General features: G+C 52.6%; 20 protein-coding genes. 12 read left to right on the top strand and 8 right to left on the bottom strand.

Annotated features, from left to right (window positions below; genetic code table 11):
- The 5 genes from lptA to ACSZPU_RS00705 are packed head-to-tail and all read right to left on the bottom strand — an operon-like array spanning position 1 to position 3,661.
- Complete coding sequence (gene lptA / locus ACSZPU_RS00685; protein WP_498994470.1) at positions 1-561, bottom strand: lipopolysaccharide ABC transporter substrate-binding protein LptA; 561 nt, start codon at positions 559-561, stop codon at positions 1-3.
- Positions 530-1,105 (bottom strand): LPS export ABC transporter periplasmic protein LptC, encoded by a 576-nt coding sequence (gene lptC, locus ACSZPU_RS00690; RefSeq protein WP_498994472.1) that lies wholly within the window; start codon positions 1,103-1,105, stop codon positions 530-532. The genes lptA and lptC overlap by 32 nt, the downstream gene beginning before the upstream one ends.
- The gene (kdsC, locus tag ACSZPU_RS00695; protein WP_498994473.1) at positions 1,102-1,668 is read right to left on the bottom strand and encodes a 3-deoxy-manno-octulosonate-8-phosphatase KdsC; all 567 of its coding nucleotides are present in this window, start codon (positions 1,666-1,668) and stop codon (positions 1,102-1,104) included. The genes lptC and kdsC overlap by 4 nt, the downstream gene beginning before the upstream one ends.
- 14 nt (positions 1,669-1,682) lie before the next feature.
- Positions 1,683-2,669 (bottom strand): arabinose-5-phosphate isomerase KdsD, encoded by a 987-nt coding sequence (gene kdsD, locus ACSZPU_RS00700; protein WP_498994475.1) that lies wholly within the window; start codon positions 2,667-2,669, stop codon positions 1,683-1,685.
- Between the two features lie 14 nt (positions 2,670-2,683).
- Positions 2,684-3,661 (bottom strand): calcium/sodium antiporter, encoded by a 978-nt coding sequence (locus ACSZPU_RS00705; RefSeq protein WP_498994477.1) that lies wholly within the window; start codon positions 3,659-3,661, stop codon positions 2,684-2,686.
- Between the two features lie 232 nt (positions 3,662-3,893).
- On the opposite strand from ACSZPU_RS00705, the gene mlaF reads away from it, so the two are divergent.
- From mlaF to murA, 7 genes are all read left to right on the top strand, one after another.
- Complete coding sequence (gene mlaF, locus ACSZPU_RS00710; protein WP_108700569.1) at positions 3,894-4,706, top strand: phospholipid ABC transporter ATP-binding protein MlaF; 813 nt, start codon at positions 3,894-3,896, stop codon at positions 4,704-4,706.
- Between the two features lie 7 nt (positions 4,707-4,713).
- Positions 4,714-5,496: a lipid asymmetry maintenance ABC transporter permease subunit MlaE gene (gene mlaE / locus ACSZPU_RS00715; protein ID WP_498994480.1), complete on the top strand. Its 783-nt coding sequence runs from the start codon at positions 4,714-4,716 to the stop codon at positions 5,494-5,496.
- A 4-nt stretch (positions 5,497-5,500) separates the two neighbouring features.
- Entirely contained in the window at positions 5,501-6,052 is a 552-nt protein-coding gene (gene mlaD, locus ACSZPU_RS00720) for an outer membrane lipid asymmetry maintenance protein MlaD (protein ID WP_498994482.1), read from the top strand.
- A 16-nt stretch (positions 6,053-6,068) separates the two neighbouring features.
- Positions 6,069-6,704 (top strand): phospholipid-binding protein MlaC, encoded by a 636-nt coding sequence (gene mlaC, locus ACSZPU_RS00725; RefSeq protein ID WP_498994484.1) that lies wholly within the window; start codon positions 6,069-6,071, stop codon positions 6,702-6,704.
- Positions 6,704-6,997 carry a lipid asymmetry maintenance protein MlaB gene (gene mlaB / locus ACSZPU_RS00730; protein ID WP_498994486.1) on the top strand — a complete coding sequence of 98 codons (294 nt, stop codon included), beginning with the start codon at positions 6,704-6,706 and terminating at the stop codon, positions 6,995-6,997. Before mlaC ends, mlaB begins: the two co-directional genes overlap by 1 nt.
- A 126-nt stretch (positions 6,998-7,123) precedes the next feature.
- The gene (gene ibaG / locus ACSZPU_RS00735) at positions 7,124-7,378 is read left to right on the top strand and encodes a BolA family iron metabolism protein IbaG (protein WP_103278257.1); all 255 of its coding nucleotides are present in this window, start codon (positions 7,124-7,126) and stop codon (positions 7,376-7,378) included.
- Between the two features lie 53 nt (positions 7,379-7,431).
- Entirely contained in the window at positions 7,432-8,691 is a 1,260-nt protein-coding gene (gene murA / locus ACSZPU_RS00740) for a UDP-N-acetylglucosamine 1-carboxyvinyltransferase (protein ID WP_498994489.1), read from the top strand.
- Positions 8,692-8,744: 53 nt separating this feature from the next.
- On the opposite strand, the gene sfsB is transcribed toward murA, so the two are convergent.
- Together sfsB and ispB are read right to left on the bottom strand one after the other, a co-directional pair.
- A complete protein-coding gene (sfsB, locus tag ACSZPU_RS00745) occupies positions 8,745-9,017 on the bottom strand; it encodes a DNA-binding transcriptional regulator SfsB (RefSeq protein WP_498994492.1) in 273 nt (90 codons plus the stop codon).
- 208 nt (positions 9,018-9,225) lie between these two features.
- On the bottom strand, positions 9,226-10,197 hold the full coding sequence (ispB, locus tag ACSZPU_RS00750; protein WP_498994495.1) for an octaprenyl diphosphate synthase: 972 nt from the start codon (positions 10,195-10,197) through the stop codon (positions 9,226-9,228).
- A 258-nt stretch (positions 10,198-10,455) separates the two neighbouring features.
- Between ispB and rplU the strand changes: the two genes are divergently transcribed.
- The 4 genes from rplU (at position 10,456) to cgtA (ending at position 13,294) form a co-directional block, all read left to right on the top strand.
- Positions 10,456-10,767 carry a 50S ribosomal protein L21 gene (gene rplU / locus ACSZPU_RS00755; protein WP_003025032.1) on the top strand — a complete coding sequence of 104 codons (312 nt, stop codon included), beginning with the start codon at positions 10,456-10,458 and terminating at the stop codon, positions 10,765-10,767.
- Positions 10,768-10,787: 20 nt separating this feature from the next.
- Entirely contained in the window at positions 10,788-11,045 is a 258-nt protein-coding gene (gene rpmA, locus ACSZPU_RS00760; protein WP_007673187.1) for a 50S ribosomal protein L27, read from the top strand.
- A gap of 95 nt (positions 11,046-11,140) precedes the next feature.
- Positions 11,141-12,106, top strand: a complete 966-nt coding sequence (locus tag ACSZPU_RS00765; protein ID WP_498994499.1) for a DMT family transporter — start codon at positions 11,141-11,143, stop codon at positions 12,104-12,106.
- A 15-nt stretch (positions 12,107-12,121) separates the two neighbouring features.
- A complete protein-coding gene (gene cgtA, locus ACSZPU_RS00770; RefSeq protein ID WP_498994501.1) occupies positions 12,122-13,294 on the top strand; it encodes an Obg family GTPase CgtA in 1,173 nt (390 codons plus the stop codon).
- Positions 13,295-13,381: 87 nt separating this feature from the next.
- Here the strand turns inward: cgtA and dacB are convergent, their stop codons facing one another.
- Entirely contained in the window at positions 13,382-14,815 is a 1,434-nt protein-coding gene (gene dacB / locus ACSZPU_RS00775) for a serine-type D-Ala-D-Ala carboxypeptidase (RefSeq protein ID WP_498994503.1), read from the bottom strand.
- Between the two features lie 249 nt (positions 14,816-15,064).
- On the opposite strand from dacB, the gene greA reads away from it, so the two are divergent.
- The gene (gene greA, locus ACSZPU_RS00780) at positions 15,065-15,541 is read left to right on the top strand and encodes a transcription elongation factor GreA (protein ID WP_498994505.1); all 477 of its coding nucleotides are present in this window, start codon (positions 15,065-15,067) and stop codon (positions 15,539-15,541) included.
- Positions 15,542-15,720 lie beyond the last annotated feature (179 nt).

Genomic DNA, 15,720 nt, shown 5'->3' on the forward strand with positions numbered 1-15,720 from the left:
TTAGTTACTCTTTTTTTGCGCCGGAGCCGGGGTCTGATTGTTGCTCTTATCCTGCAACTGTGACGGCACCAGAACCGTCGTCACGCGTTTGCCTTTATCGCTGAAAGCCTGCATTTTCTGCTCTTTCACCAGATAGGTAATTTTGTCGCCCTTGATGTTGCTATCAAGCTGTTCCAGGTAGGCATTGCCTGTCAGGACCACGAAATCTTTTTCCAGTTCGTAATGCATCTGGGACGCGTGGCCTTTCACCGGCTTGCCGTTATCCTGCATCTGGTAAAACGTGGCAGGATTACCGTAACCATCAATGATTTCTTTGCCTTGCTGACCATTAGGGCGGGTTACCACCACTTTGTCGGCGTTGATTTTGATAGTGCCCTGCGTCACGACAACATTGCCGGTGAAGGTCACCACATTGCCTTGCATATCCAGAGACTGCTGATCGGAGTCGATATGGATAGGCTGTTCGGTATCTCCGGTCACCGCAAGCGCCGGAAGACTGGCGGCAAAAAGGACACTGGCCAGGGCAACATTAAGGCTGAGTTTGTTTGTTCTGAATTTCATAGGAGCTTCTAACCTTTTCAATCAGCTCGGCGTTTTTGCTGCGTAAATTGCCGCGCATTTTCAGGCCGGTGGAATTAAATGTTGTTCCGTATAACGTGACTTGATCATCAGAGGCGACATCCTGCGTGACCAGGTTTATCTGCGCGTTATCCGTCGTAATTTTTCGCAGTTGGGCATCCGCCGTCAGGGCGTTAACCTCAACGTGTCCATAAAGGTAAAGCATCCGGTCATTGGTCAGCTTCGCTTTATCCGCCTTAATAGACCAGTCGGGAACCTTATTTTTGTCGAATGTCGTCAGCACCGGTTGGGTAAACCAGGTGATAGCGTCAGCGGAATAGTATTCAACGTGCTGAGCTATCAGCCGATAGTTCAATGCGCCTTCCGGACTGTAGACTACCGTATCGGTATGCTCGCTTTTATACGTTGGGTCAGTGTTATTGACGGTAACTTGTTCAGGCTGCTCGCGATCGGCAAGATTAACGCCAATCAGCACGAGAACGACCAGTGACAACACAATGATGACCCAACGTCTGGTTTTACTCATATCGATTGCCCTTTGGCCTCATCAAGCTTGCCTTGCGCCAGCAACAACAAATCACACACTTCACGAACCGCGCCACGACCACCCGCGATACGGGTGACATAATCCGCACGAGGAATCAGCAACGGATGCGCATCCGCTACCGCCACACTCAGACCGATTTCCGACATCACAGGCCAGTCGATAAGATCGTCTCCTACGTAGGCAACATTTTCTGGCGTCAGCGCAAGTTTGGTCAATAACTCGCGATAGGCCAGTAGCTTATCGGACTGCCCCTGGTACAGGTGCGTGATGCCCAACGTTTTGCAGCGGTCTTCCGTTAGTTTAGCTTTTCGGCCAGTAATGATGGCAACTTCAATGTCGGACGTTAATGCACAGCGGATACCGTAACCATCGCGGACGTTGAACGCTTTCAGCTCTTCTCCATTATTACCCATGTAGATAAATCCATCAGATAAAACGCCATCTACATCAAGAATTAACAGCTTAATTTTTTCTGCCTTCGCCATTACCTGCGTACTGACGGGGCCGTAGCATGTCGCAAGCGACGCACCAACATTACTCATTCTTCGATCCTTTTTTACACCACGCCCGCGCGCAGCAAATCATGCATATGTATCACACCCAGCAATTGGTCGCCATCTGCAACCAAAACGCAGGTGATATGGCGGGACTGCATCAGGTTCAGCGCGTCCACCGCCAGTGTGCCAGGGCGAACGCGCACGCCACCCGGCGTCATTACCTCGGCAATACCTAAACGGCGTACATCTGCGCCCATATCAAACACGCGGCGCAAGTCACCATCGGTAAAAATACCTTCGATCTTCATCAGATCGTCGCAAATAACCGTCAGGCCCAAATTCTTGCGCGTGATCTCCAGGAGTGCGTCACGCAGCGTGGCGTCTTTACTCACATGTGGAATTTCATCGCCAGTGTGCATAATGTCATTGACCCGCAGCAGGAGCTTACGCCCAAGCGCACCACCTGGATGAGAAAGCGCAAAATCTTCTGCCGTGAAACCCCGTGCCTTCAGCAACGCGACCGCCAGCGCATCGCCCATCACCAATGCGGCGGTGGTGCTGGAGGTCGGCGCCATACCTAATGGACACGCTTCTTGCGGCACCTTCACGCACAGATGAATATCCGCCGAACGGCCCATGGTGCTATCCGGACGGCTGGTCATACAGATCAGAAACACCTTCAGCCGCTTAAGTACTGGGATCAACGCCAGAATCTCATTCGACTCACCGGAGTTCGACAGGGCAATTACCACATCCTGTGAACCGACCATACCCAGATCGCCATGCGCCGCTTCCCCTGGATGGACAAAGAAAGAAGAGGTCCCGGTGCTGGCAAAGGTCGCGGCCATCTTACGACCGATATGACCCGATTTGCCCATGCCCATAACCACGACTTTGCCGCTGCAATAGAATATTTTCTCACAGGCCTGCGCAAAGTCTTGATTAATGTATTGATCAAGCTGGGCCAGACCTTCACGTTCAATTTGCAGAACATCCCGGCCGGCCTGTTGAAAGTCGAACCCCGGTTGCAGATCGATATGCGACATAAATGTGTGTCCAGTTATCCTATCAAACGCGGTGTAACCCAGTACAGTAGCGCCAACCAGGTAATGAAACCGCCTAACAACAATGCGCCTACGCCTTTGCCCGTCTGCTGTTTACGCCGCCAGCAGGTGAGGGCAAAAATGACGCTGACCAGTAACATCACGCCATAATCTCGCGTAAAAGCCAGGCTATTAAAGGTGCCCGGCGCTATCAGTGCGGGTAAACCCAGCACCAGCGTGATGTTGAAAATATTCGAGCCGATGATATTACCAATCGCAATATCGTCTTCTCCTTTACGTGCCCCGGCGATCGCTGTCGCCAGTTCCGGCAGGCCCGTCACGATGGCAATCACCGTCAGGCCGATGGTTAATTCGCTCATCTCGAAGTAGTTTGCGACCACCGTAGCGTTGTCCACGACCATGCGGGTTGACATCGGCATGATGATCAGTGCGACGCCAAGCCATAAGCATGCGACGGACAAACTACCGCCACGCGGCAATTCAGCAACCTGCTCACGCGTGAGCGTATCGCTCCCCTGCAGTTCGGCCAGACGGGCGATTTTAACAATGTACACCAGCCATAGCACGGCCAGCAGAAGTAAAAATACGCCATCCATCCGGGTGAGTTGCCCGTCAAACAGTACTAACCCTGCCAGCAGGCTGGTTATTAACATTAGCGGCAATTCACGGCGCAGGATATCGGAATGGACGGTAAATGGGTGCAGAAGCGCAGCGACCCCAAGTATCAGCAGAATATTGGTGATGTTAGAACCCAGCGCCGTGCCGATTGCCAGATCAAGCTGGCCGTGCATGGACGCCCCGACGGAAACAATGATCTCCGGCAGAGAGGTACCGATGCTCACCACGGTCATGCCAATGAGCAACGGAGGAATGCCCAGATTGCGGCATAAAATCGAGGCGGCGAATACTAATCGGTCAGCGCTGTATACCACTAACAGTAAACCAATAATTAACAGCGCCGTCGCTAAAAGCATCTAAAGTCCTTTCTTGAGGTATAATCTGCCGGTCCGCAGGCTGCGATTGCCGGGAAAAACCGGGAATTTCGAGCGGCGTAGAGAATTCTTAATTTTGACTTTATGCGGCTCAAAAGTAAAACAAATGCCAGCTTTCGCTAACTCAAGCGGGTAATATTCTGTAAAAATGGTGGGTTCTTGCTGTTATCCGGCGTCATGCTTAGACCCAATCAAGGCTTATAAGGAAGAATGAATGAGCCAGACTGTGGCGAATCTAGTCGATATCCGTGGCGTGAGTTTCTCTCGCGGGAGTCGTCGTATTTTCGACAACATCTCGCTGACGGTGCCGCGCGGTAAAATCACCGCCATCATGGGTCCGTCCGGGATTGGTAAAACAACATTGCTGCGTCTTATCGGCGGACAGATACCGCCAGATGCGGGCGAGATCCTCTTCGACGGCGAAAACATCCCCGAGATGAGTCGTTCCCGGCTGTTCACCGTGCGTAAAAGAATGAGCATGTTGTTCCAGTCCGGCGCATTGTTTACCGATATGACCGTGTTCGATAACGTGGCCTATCCGTTGCGTGAACATACGAACTTGCCGGCTGCGTTGCTGAAAAGTACGGTCATGATGAAGCTGGAAGCGGTAGGGCTGCGTGGTGCGGCGAAGCTGATGCCTTCTGAACTCTCTGGTGGAATGGCGCGTCGTGCTGCACTGGCAAGGGCTATCGCGCTGGAACCCGATTTAATCATGTTCGACGAACCCTTCGTCGGCCAGGATCCTATTACCATGGGTGTACTGGTGAAGCTCATTTCTGAACTGAATAGCGCGCTGGGCGTGACCTGTGTGGTGGTCTCCCATGACGTGCCGGAAGTACTGAGCATCGCCGATTATGCGTATATCGTTGCAGACCGGAAAATTGTTGCGCAAGGCAGTGCGCAAGGCTTGCAAGAAAACGCTGACCCTCGCGTCCGTCAGTTCCTCGACGGCATTGCTGACGGCCCCGTTCCGTTCCGCTATCCCGCAGGTCAATATCAATCCGATTTATTTGAGACAGGGAGTTAAGCCACTCATGTTGTTACATGCACTGGCGTCGCTTGGGCATCGCGGGATCAAGACGATCGCGACGTTTGGCCGCGCTGGTTTAATGCTCTTCAACGCGCTGGTCGGCAAGCCGGAGTTCCGCAAGCAAGCGCCGTTGCTGGTGCGCCAACTCTATAATGTGGGTGTCCTGTCGATGCTCATTATTATTGTGTCTGGCGTATTTATCGGCATGGTGCTTGGTTTGCAGGGCTATCTGGTGCTCACAACCTATAGCGCAGAAACCAGTCTGGGCATGCTGGTGGCGCTGTCGCTGCTGCGTGAGCTGGGGCCGGTCGTCGCTGCGCTGCTTTACGCCGGGCGTGCGGGTTCTGCACTGACTGCTGAAATCGGCCTGATGCGTGCGACTGAGCAACTTTCAAGTCTTGAAATGATGGCTGTTGACCCACTGCGCCGCGTGATTTCCCCTCGCTTCTGGGCTGGCGTTATCTCCTTGCCTTTACTGACAATCATCTTCGTTGCGGTAGGCATTTGGGGTGGTTCGCTGGTGGGTGTGAACTGGAAAGGAATCGACTCAGGGTTCTTCTGGTCGGCGATGCAAAACGCCGTCGACTGGCGACTGGATCTGGTGAACTGTCTGATTAAGAGCGTTGTCTTTGCTATCACCGTTACCTGGATTGCCTTGTTTAATGGTTACGACGCGATCCCGACCTCTGCCGGGATCAGTCGGGCAACGACGCGTACCGTTGTGCACTCTTCGCTGGCCGTCCTTGGTCTCGATTTTGTGCTCACCGCATTGATGTTTGGGAATTGAGTTCATGCAAACGAAAAAAAGTGAAATTTGGGTAGGCATTTTTCTGGTACTGGCGCTGCTGGCAGGGCTGTTTATCTGCCTGAAAGCGGCCGATGTCGCCTCTATGCGCACCGAACCGACGTATCGCGTGTACGCAACCTTCGACAACATCGGCGGTCTGAAAGCGCGTTCGCCGGTGCGTATTGGTGGTGTTGTCATTGGGCGGGTTGCGGATATCGAGCTCGACCCGAAAACCTATCTGCCGCGCGTCGCGCTGGATATCGAAGAGCGCTACAACCAGATTCCTGACACCAGTTCGCTGGCCATTCGTACGTCAGGTCTGCTGGGGGAACAATATTTGGCCCTGAATGTGGGTTTTGAGGATCCTGAGCTGGGAACTTCTATGCTTAAAGAAGGCAGCACCATCCAGGATACCAAATCCGCCATGGTCCTTGAGGACCTGATCGGACAATTCCTTTACAGCAGTAAAGGCAGTGACAATAAGAATTCTGGCGATGCGCAGCCGCAACAGCAGGATGATACTTCCAGCGCACCGTCTGCTGGTAAGACGAACTAACGAGGAGAGTTGACGCATGTTTAAACGTCTATTAATGGTTGCCATGCTGGTTATCGCACCACTTGGCCTTGCCAACGCGGTGGAACAAGCCAATCCGTACAAAGCAATGCAGGAAGCGGCGCAGAAAACGTTTGATCGTCTCAAAAACGAGCAGCCGAAGATTCGCGCAAATCCAGACTATCTGCGCGATGTGGTTGATCAGGAATTGCTGCCGTACGTCCAGGTGAAATACGCCGGTGCTCTGGTGCTGGGTCGTTACTACAAAGATGCGACCCCTGCACAGCGTGATGCCTACTTTGCGGCTTTCCGTGAATATCTGAAACAGGCTTACGGCCAGGCGCTGGCGATGTACCATGGCCAGACCTACCAGATTGCACCGGAACAACCGCTGGGTGATGCCACGATCGTGCCGATCCGTGTGACCATTGTCGATCCGAACGGTCGTCCTCCCGTGCGCCTGGATTTCCAGTGGCGTAAAAACACGCAGTCCGGCAACTGGCAGGCCTATGACATGATCGCCGAAGGAGTGAGCATGATCACCACCAAACAGAATGAGTGGAGCGACCTGCTGCGTACGAAGGGTATTGATGGCCTGACCGCACAGCTGCAGTCTATTTCTCACCAGAAAATTTCACTGGATCAGAAGAAATAATGACGCCGCAATTAAGCTGGGTGCGTGAAGGTGAGCGCCTGCTATTGCAGGGAGAGCTCGACCAGGACGTACTGAACCCATTGTGGAATGCTCGCCAGGAAGCAATGAAAGGGGCAACCTGCATCGATCTGCACGCGGTATCACGTGTTGATACCGCTGGCGTCGCACTGTTGATTCACATCGTTGCTGAGGGGAAAACTCAGGGTAGTCAGGTTTCACTTGAAGGGATCAGCGAGAATCTGCAGACGCTTGCGGCATTATATAATTTGCCGGCTGACGTATTGCCTCGCTAATTTTTTCAGTACGTTACTCTCTAAAGCCTCGTTTGGTTTACCAACGAGGCTTTTTGCTTATTTAAGACCGCCTCACTTTCCTCTAAGATGTGGGGCTGTTTTCACTATCAGATGAAATTAACGCCCATGGAAAATCATGAAATTCAGACAGTGCTGATGAACGCACTCTCTCTCCAGGAAGCCCACGTCTCTGGCGATGGCAGTCACTTTCAGGTTATTGCTGTGGGTGAGGTTTTTGACGGCATGAGCCGGGTCAAAAAACAGCAGGCCGTGTATGGCCCATTAGCGGAATACATTGCGGACAACCGCATTCACGCTCTCTCGATCAAAGCGTATACCCCGCAAGAGTGGGCACGCGATCGCAAACTAAACGGTTTTTGAGCTACGGGTATTACGCCCGCAGCGCGTGTGAATTCTTAACAGAGATCAGATGAATGGATAAGTTTCGTGTACAGGGGCCAACCCGGCTCCAGGGCGAGGTCACAATTTCAGGTGCTAAAAACGCCGCGTTACCGATCCTTTTTGCCACACTGTTGGCAGAAGAACCGGTAGAGATCCAAAACGTTCCGAAACTGAAAGACATTGATACCACCTTGAAGCTGCTGAGCCAGCTGGGTACCAAGGTTGAACGCAATGGATCCGTCTGGATCGATGCAAGCAAGGTCAATGTGTTTTGTGCGCCTTACGATCTGGTCAAAACCATGCGTGCCTCTATCTGGGCGCTGGGGCCGCTGGTTGCGCGTTTTGGTCAGGGGCAGGTTTCCTTACCGGGCGGTTGCGCCATTGGCGCACGTCCTGTGGATCTGCACATCACAGGTCTGGAACAGCTTGGCGCGGAAATTAAGCTGGAAGAAGGCTATGTCAAAGCGAGCGTCAATGGTCGCCTGAAAGGCGCGCATATCGTGATGGATAAAGTCAGCGTTGGCGCGACGGTTACCATCATGTCGGCAGCGACGCTGGCCGAAGGTACCACCATCATCGAAAACGCCGCGCGCGAGCCAGAAATCGTTGATACCGCAAACTTCCTCAATGCACTGGGTGCAAAAATCAGCGGCCAGGGCACTGACCGTGTCACCATTGAGGGCGTTGAACGTCTGGGCGGCGGTACCTACCGCGTTCTGCCTGACCGTATTGAAACCGGCACCTTCCTGGTGGCTGCGGCGATCTCTGGCGGCAAAATCATGTGTCGCAATGCGAAACCTGACACGCTGGATGCTGTGCTGGCGAAACTGCGTGAAGCCGGTGCGGAAATCGAAGTGGGTGATGACTGGGTAAGCCTGGACATGCACGGTAAACGTCCGAAGGCTGTGAATGTGCGCACTGCACCGCATCCGGCATTCCCGACGGATATGCAGGCACAGTTCACGCTGCTGAACCTCGTTGCGGAAGGCACGGGTGTGATCACTGAGACGATCTTTGAAAACCGTTTCATGCACATTCCTGAGCTGATTCGTATGGGGGCACATGCGGAAATCGAGAGCAACACCGCGATTTGCCACGGCGTTGAAAAGCTCTCTGGTGCGCAAGTGATGGCGACCGACCTGCGTGCGTCTGCCAGCCTGGTGCTGGCAGGTTGTATCGCGGAAGGGACGACTATCGTCGATCGTATTTACCATATCGATCGCGGTTACGAGCGCATTGAAGACAAGCTGAGTGCGCTTGGCGCGAATATTGAGCGCGTAAAAGGCGAGTAATTCCCCTTTGTAGTAAACCCCCTTGCCGTTCGGGAAGGGGGTTCCTCATCGATTTATTTTGGCTTCCTCTGCCGCATCATGCTGGTTCTGTCGATAAATTCATGGGTAATGGGATCGTGATAGCGCGATGGCCAAATCACCCAGGGATCGGTATCCAGTGCACGGGCAATAATAAGCTCTCCTTTCGGCCATGAGCGTGTTAGCGCGTTAGCCAGCGTCGATGAACTCAAACCAGATTTGCGTGATTCTGCGGCCAGCGATGTCCCTTTTTTGTGTAGTCCGGCAATGATATCCGCCGGATGCCAGTCGATAAATTTGTTTTCCATTCTTCCTCCCTGTGAAAACCATTAAAAAAATATGGCAATATGAAGAATGTTTACTATACGCATACAAGAGCTAATGCTCTAAAAAGTTCATGTAATAGAGTGAGCTTTAAGAATTCACCAGGGGCGTGAGTTGAGGTTTCTGGCGTATTTTGAGATGGTTACAAGAACTTATTGACGCTTTCCCGTGGTTAGCGGGAAAGCAGAATAATCAGTGATCGCGCTGGACAGCGATATGGGCGAGACCAATGAGCGCTTCGCGCCACGGAGAATCCGGAAGAACCTGCAGAGCAGCGATAGCTTTATCCGCTTCTTCTTCTGCGCGGCGACGCGTCCATTCCAGCGAGCCACAGGCAGCCATTGCTTCCAAAACAGGTTCCAGAAGATGACGGCCGTTACCCTGCTCGATAGCTTCACGAATCATCTGTGCCTGCTCTGCGGTGCCGTTATGCATCGCATGCAGTAAGGGGAGCGTCGGTTTGCCTTCGTTGAGGTCATCGCCGGTGTTTTTACCCAGCGTTTCGCCATCAGCGCTGTAGTCCAGCAAATCGTCAATGAGCTGGAAGGCGGTGCCCAGGTAGCGACCATAATCCTGCAACCCTTTCTCTTGCGCGTCGCTACAGCCTGCCAACAAACCAGAACACTGCGCTGCCGCCTCGAACAGACGCGCGGTTTTACTGTAAATCACGCGCATGTAGTTTTCTTCGGTGATGTCCGGGTCATTGACGTTCATCAGTTGCAGAACTTCACCCTCGGCGATCACATTCACCGCTCTGGACATCACTTCCAGCACTTTTAGTGAACCGAGGCTGGTCATCATCTGAAACGCGCGGGTGTAAATAAAATCGCCCACCAGAACGCTGGGCGCATTACCAAACGCAGCGTTAGCGGTGGCTTTACCACGACGCATATCTGATTCATCCACAACATCATCGTGGAGAAGCGTCGCCGTGTGGATAAATTCGATTAATGCGGCGATGGTGACATGCGCGTTGCCTTCATAGCCAACGGCACGCGCTGCCAGAACGGCAATCATCGGACGGATGCGTTTACCGCCGCCGCTGACAATGTAATAACCCAACTGATTGATTAACTGAACATCAGAGTTGAGCTGTTGCAGGATTGTCGCATTAACACCCGCCATATCTTGCGCGGTTAACTCATTGATTTTTTCTAAATTCATCGCAAAAGCCGGGCTTTCAGTCCTGTTTACCACATATCAAAATGGGATAACGAAGGGTTACGGGTTAGAATAGTATTGCTGATTGTACTGAAAAAACGCGCCAGATAAACGTCGCCCTACGTATTGTGTTTTTTTTCTGCATGGATTGACGATCGCACTTGTCAAAGGCTCGCGTTTTGCGTAATATTCGCGCCCTATTGTGAATATTTATAGCGCACTCTGAATCACACGATGAAGTGCGCGGAAGCGGAGTTTTTTATGTACGCGGTTTTCCAAAGTGGTGGTAAACAACACCGAGTAAGCGAAGGTCAGACCGTTCGCCTGGAAAAGCTGGACATCGCAACTGGCGAATCTGTTGAATTCGCTGAAGTTCTGATGATCGCAAACGGTGAAGAAGTCAAAATCGGCGTTCCTTTCGTTGATGGCGGCGTAATCAAAGCTGAAGTTGTTGCTCACGGTCGTGGCGAGAAAGTTAAAATCGTTAAGTTTCGTCGTCGTAAACACTATCGTAAGCAGCAGGGCCATCGTCAGTGGTTCACTGATGTGAAAATCACTGGCATCAGCGCCTAAGACCTGAGGAGTAGATTTAAATGGCACATAAAAAGGCTGGCGGCTCAACTCGTAACGGTCGCGATTCAGAAGCTAAACGTCTCGGCGTTAAGCGTTTCGGTGGCGAAACCGTTTTGGCGGGCAGCATTATCGTTCGTCAGCGTGGCACCAAATTCCACGCTGGTAACAACGTAGGTTGCGGTCGTGACCACACTCTGTTTGCTAAAGCAGACGGTAAAGTGAAATTTGAAGTTAAAGGCCCGAACAACCGTAAATACATCAGCATCGTTGCTGAGTAAGTTTTTCGTGGTCCGGTAACGGATAAAAGCCCCGCAACACGTTGCGGGGCTTTTTACATTAGAAGTCCGGAAAATTTTCTGTAGGGAAAACGGGCATGAAGCAGCAGGCCGGCATTGGCATTCTTTTGGCTCTCACCACCGCGATGTGCTGGGGTGCATTGCCAATTGCAATGAAGCAGGTGCTGACGGTGATGGAACCCCCGACGGTGGTGTTTTATCGCTTTTTAATGGCAGGAATCGGCCTTGGTACGATTCTCGCCTGTAAGCGTAAACTCCCCTCGCTGCGTCTGTTTCGCAAGCCAAAGTGGCTGGCGCTGCTCGCCATTGCGACCGGTGGGTTATTCGGTAACTTCGTGCTCTTTAGTTCCTCCCTACAGTATTTAAGCCCTACCGCCTCGCAGGTGATTGGCCAGCTGTCACCGGTTGGCATGATGGTCGCCAGCGTCTTTATCCTGAAAGAGAAGATGCGTGGAACGCAGGTGATAGGCGCAATCATGTTGCTCTGCGGTCTGGTGATGTTTTTCAACACCAGCCTGGTGGAGATTTTTACCAAACTGACCGACTACACCTGGGGTGTCATTTTCGGTGTGGGTGCGGCAATGGTTTGGGTGAGTTACGGTGTTGCGCAAAAAGTATTATTACGGCGTCTGGCTTCACAGCAGATCCTCTTTTTGCTGTACACTTTATGTACGATAGCGTTGCTGCCTCTGGCGAAACCCGGTGTGATTTCCCAACTCAGCGACTGGCAACTGGCGTGTCTGTTTTTCTGCGGCCTGAATACGCTGGTCGGCTATGGCGCGCTGGCAGAAGCGATGGCTCGCTGGCAGGCCGCGCAGGTGAGTGCGCTCATCACGCTGACGCCGCTGTTTACGCTGTTGTTTTCAGATTTATTATCAATGGCCTGGCCCGATTTTTTCGCCAGACCGATGTTAAACCTTATCGGTTATCTCGGTGCGTTTGTCGTGGTTGCGGGAGCAATGTATTCCGCCATTGGCCATCGTCTTTGGGGACGCTGGCGCAAGCGTGAAGTGGTTGTCACTTTGCCCCGATCAGGCGAATGAGTTACGGAGAGTAAAATGAAGTTTGTTGATGAAGCGGCCATCCTGGTCGTGGCGGGTGATGGTGGTAACGGTTGTGTAAGCTTCCGTCGTGAAAAATACATTCCCAACGGTGGCCCGGATGGCGGCGACGGTGGTGATGGTGGTGACGTCTGGCTGGAAGCTGATGAAAACCTGAATACCCTGATTGATTACCGCTTTGAAAAATCCTTCCGTGCGGAACGTGGGCAGAATGGTCAGAGCCGTGACTGTACCGGTAAGCGCGGTAAAGACGTCACTGTGAAAGTGCCGGTAGGTACTCGCGTGATCGACCAGGGCACTGGCGAAACCATGGGTGATATGACCAAACACGGTCAGCGTCTGATGGTGGCAAAGGGCGGCTGGCACGGTCTGGGTAACACCCGTTTCAAATCATCCGTTAACCGTACGCCGCGTCAGAAGACGATGGGTACGCCGGGTGACAAACGCGACCTGATGCTGGAACTGATGCTGCTGGCGGACGTCGGGATGTTGGGGATGCCTAATGCGGGCAAGTCTACCTTCATCCGCGCTGTGTCTGCAGCGAAACCGAAAGTGGCGGACTATCCGTTTACCACTCTGGTGCCGAGCCTCGGCGTCGTGCGTATGGATAACGAAAAAAGCTTCGTGGTTGCGGATATTCCGGGGCTGATTGAAGGCGCATCCGAAGGCGCAGGCTTGGGGATTCGCTTCCTGAAACACCTTGAGCGCTGCCGCGTATTGCTGCACCTGATCGATATCGATCCGATCGACGGTTCTGATCCGGTAGATAACGCGCGGATCATCATTGGCGAGCTGGAAAAATACAGCGAGAAGCTGGCAGCTAAACCGCGTTGGTTGGTGTTCAACAAAATTGACCTGATGGATAAAGCCGAAGCAGAAGCCAAAGCGAAAGAGATTGCCGAAGCACTGGGCTGGGAAGATAAACATTACCTTATCTCTGCTGCCAGCCAGCAGGGCGTTAGGGAGCTCTGCTGGGATGTGATGACCTTTATCATCGAAAACCCGGTTAATCAGGCTCAGGAAGATAAGCAGCCAGAGAAAGTCGAATTCATGTGGGACGATTACCATCGTCAGCAGCTTGAAGAAGCCGAAGACGAAGACGACGATCTGGATGATGATGACTGGGACGAAGATGACGAAGAAGGCGTTGAGTTCATCTACAAGCACTGATTCTGCTAGTCCCCTGCAGGCGAACGTCTGAGAGGGGATACAGGCACTGTGAGCCGGGCAAGCGTTGACGCTGCCCGGCTTTTTTTATTAGTTGTTCTGGTAGATGTCTTTATACAGGCGGCTTTCGAAGCGAACTAACGGAATGCGGCGGTTACGCTGATCGGCGGGTTCCACCGCATAGCCTGACAGATACTGCACAAATGCCATTCGCTGACCGCTTGCGGTGGTGATAAAGCCTGCCAGGTTATAGACACCCTGCAGCGAACCGGTTTTGGCGGATACCTTGCCATCTACGCCAGCCTCATGCAGACCCGCACGGTACTGTAACGAACCATCGTAGCCCGCGAGCGGCAGCATCGAGATGTAATTGAGCTCGCTGTCATGCTGGGCGATGTACTGGAGCACCTGCATCATGGTGGCGGGGGCGATCAGATTATGGCGCGACAGGCCGGAACCATCGGCAATGATCGTATTACCGATATCCACACCGGCTTGCTGACGCAGAATCTGTCGTACCGCGTCGGAGCCAGCCCGCCAGGTCCCGGGTACTCCAAAACGGGCATGTCCGATCATGCGGAAAACGGTATCGGCGATCATGTTGTCCGATTTTTTCAGCATGGTTCTCAGCAAATCGTGCAAGGGGACCGACTGCGTGCTGGCGATTACCGTGCCGGGCTCATTGACCAGCGTCTGGCGCAGCAGGGTTCCCGTATAAGTAATACCTGCATCTTTGAGCTCTGCCTTCAAAATAGCGCCTGCATAGCTGGCACCGTCCTGAATGGCAAATGCCAGCGGCAACGGGTCAGCGCGCTGCGGCAGGCAGCCGGTTAGCGTGAAGCGGTTTAAATCCCCAGGTACAACATCCAGTTCGCAGTATTGCCCTTCGGAGGAGCCGCGTGCCAGCGTGCGGACCTGGCTGAACATGTTCACAGGGTAATAGGATGCAATACGAATATAGGCGAGATCGCCGGGTTTCTGCGCGCTATACAACGAAACAGAGAAACAGTTACGGTCGATAATGGCGGCCGCCGGCGGGGCACTAAAGCACTGGGTCATGTCGTTCCATGGCCAGCCAGGGGCTTTGTCGTGGCTGGCAAAAATCGAGGTGTCGATCAGAACATTGCCCTCGATTTTCTGCACACCGGATTTTTTCAGGGTTGCAACCATATTGCGAATATTCTGACGTTTTAGCGTCGGATCGCCGCCAAACCGCGCAACTAAGTCGCCTTTCAATACACCATCACTGATCGTGCCTTTGCTCTCCAGCGTGGTAGTGAAACGGAAGTCTGGACCAAGCTGTAATAATGCAGCCAGCGCGGTGATGACTTTTTGCGTACTCGCCGGTAAAGCCATTTGCTTGCCGTGATAATCGATGTCCGGTTCTTGCGCGCCGACCTTTTGCACCATGAGGGCGAGATTCGCGCCGTCCGGCAACTGGTTAATGTACTCGTCGACATTCGCGGCCTGAACATTCAGGGCTATACTTGTGGTCAATACGATGAAAAATCTGGAAAATCGCATAATCTCGCGCTAACAACCTGGAAACAAGCCGTCATACTACGGCGCATCGACCCGGAAAGTAAACGATGACCCATAGTGAACTTCCGGGTAAAATACGTATCAAATTGAAAAATTGTTGCTGACCTGGAGCTTTGTCTCCGGGTCAGTTTTCTTTTGCTTCTGGTCGGGGGTTATGCGCCTGAATCCGGGCAGACATAGCAGCCGGGGCGGGAGACTGCTCCTTACAGGAATGTTTAAGAGGTATAACAAATGCAAGCTATTCCGATGACCTTACGTGGTGCCGAAAAATTGCGCGAAGAGCTGGATTTTTTGAAATCAGTGCGCCGTCCTGAAATTATCGCCGCGATCGCAGAAGCGCGTGAACATGGTGACCTGAAAGAAAATGCGGAATACCATGCGGCCCGCGAGCAGCAGGGCTTCTGTGAAGGCCGTATCAAAGATATCGAAGCAAAACTGTCCAATGCACAGGTTATCGATATCTCTAAAATGCCGCAAAATGGGCGTGTGATTTTTGGTAGTACGGTGAGCGTGCTTAATCTGGATAATGATGAAGAGCAGACTTACCGCATCGTGGGTGATGACGAAGCGGATTTTAAGCAAAATCTGATCTCCGTGAATTCACCGATCGCACGTGGCCTGATTGGCAAGGAACAGGATGATGTGGTTGTCATTCGCACACCGGGTGGTGATGTCGAATTCGAAATTACCAAGGTGGAATACCTCTAAATAATTTCGTTAACCGCACTTGTTGACGTATTGTAAAGAAAAGAAAAAGGCCGCATTGCGGCCTTTTAACAACTCAGTGAGCATGGCATTTTGCTCGTCTGTTAGATAGTGTCGTCACAAGATTTTAGCCCAGAGAGCGATGCATCTGATCTGGACGGCAGCGAGAAATGAGGCCGTAT

Source organism: Phytobacter sp. V69 (genome assembly GCF_965644215.1).
GTDB lineage: Bacteria > Pseudomonadota > Gammaproteobacteria > Enterobacterales > Enterobacteriaceae > Phytobacter.

Excerpts from the sequence above, each read along its gene's own strand:
- lptA (WP_498994470.1), bottom strand. The coding sequence starts at position 561 with ATGAAATTCAGAACAAACAAACTCAGCCTTAATGTTGCCCTGGCCAGT.
- lptC (WP_498994472.1), bottom strand. The coding sequence starts at position 1,105 with ATGAGTAAAACCAGACGTTGGGTCATCATTGTGTTGTCACTGGTCGTT.
- kdsC (WP_498994473.1), bottom strand. The coding sequence starts at position 1,668 with ATGAGTAATGTTGGTGCGTCGCTTGCGACATGCTACGGCCCCGTCAGT.
- kdsD (WP_498994475.1), bottom strand. The coding sequence starts at position 2,669 with ATGTCGCATATCGATCTGCAACCGGGGTTCGACTTTCAACAGGCCGGC.
- ACSZPU_RS00705 (WP_498994477.1), bottom strand. The coding sequence starts at position 3,661 with ATGCTTTTAGCGACGGCGCTGTTAATTATTGGTTTACTGTTAGTGGTA.
- mlaF (WP_108700569.1), top strand. The coding sequence starts at position 3,894 with ATGAGCCAGACTGTGGCGAATCTAGTCGATATCCGTGGCGTGAGTTTC.
- mlaE (WP_498994480.1), top strand. The coding sequence starts at position 4,714 with ATGTTGTTACATGCACTGGCGTCGCTTGGGCATCGCGGGATCAAGACG.
- mlaD (WP_498994482.1), top strand. The coding sequence starts at position 5,501 with ATGCAAACGAAAAAAAGTGAAATTTGGGTAGGCATTTTTCTGGTACTG.
- mlaC (WP_498994484.1), top strand. The coding sequence starts at position 6,069 with ATGTTTAAACGTCTATTAATGGTTGCCATGCTGGTTATCGCACCACTT.
- mlaB (WP_498994486.1), top strand. The coding sequence starts at position 6,704 with ATGACGCCGCAATTAAGCTGGGTGCGTGAAGGTGAGCGCCTGCTATTG.
- ibaG (WP_103278257.1), top strand. The coding sequence starts at position 7,124 with ATGGAAAATCATGAAATTCAGACAGTGCTGATGAACGCACTCTCTCTC.
- murA (WP_498994489.1), top strand. The coding sequence starts at position 7,432 with ATGGATAAGTTTCGTGTACAGGGGCCAACCCGGCTCCAGGGCGAGGTC.
- sfsB (WP_498994492.1), bottom strand. The coding sequence starts at position 9,017 with ATGGAAAACAAATTTATCGACTGGCATCCGGCGGATATCATTGCCGGA.
- ispB (WP_498994495.1), bottom strand. The coding sequence starts at position 10,197 with ATGAATTTAGAAAAAATCAATGAGTTAACCGCGCAAGATATGGCGGGT.
- rplU (WP_003025032.1), top strand. The coding sequence starts at position 10,456 with ATGTACGCGGTTTTCCAAAGTGGTGGTAAACAACACCGAGTAAGCGAA.
- rpmA (WP_007673187.1), top strand. The coding sequence starts at position 10,788 with ATGGCACATAAAAAGGCTGGCGGCTCAACTCGTAACGGTCGCGATTCA.
- ACSZPU_RS00765 (WP_498994499.1), top strand. The coding sequence starts at position 11,141 with ATGAAGCAGCAGGCCGGCATTGGCATTCTTTTGGCTCTCACCACCGCG.
- cgtA (WP_498994501.1), top strand. The coding sequence starts at position 12,122 with ATGAAGTTTGTTGATGAAGCGGCCATCCTGGTCGTGGCGGGTGATGGT.
- dacB (WP_498994503.1), bottom strand. The coding sequence starts at position 14,815 with ATGCGATTTTCCAGATTTTTCATCGTATTGACCACAAGTATAGCCCTG.
- greA (WP_498994505.1), top strand. The coding sequence starts at position 15,065 with ATGCAAGCTATTCCGATGACCTTACGTGGTGCCGAAAAATTGCGCGAA.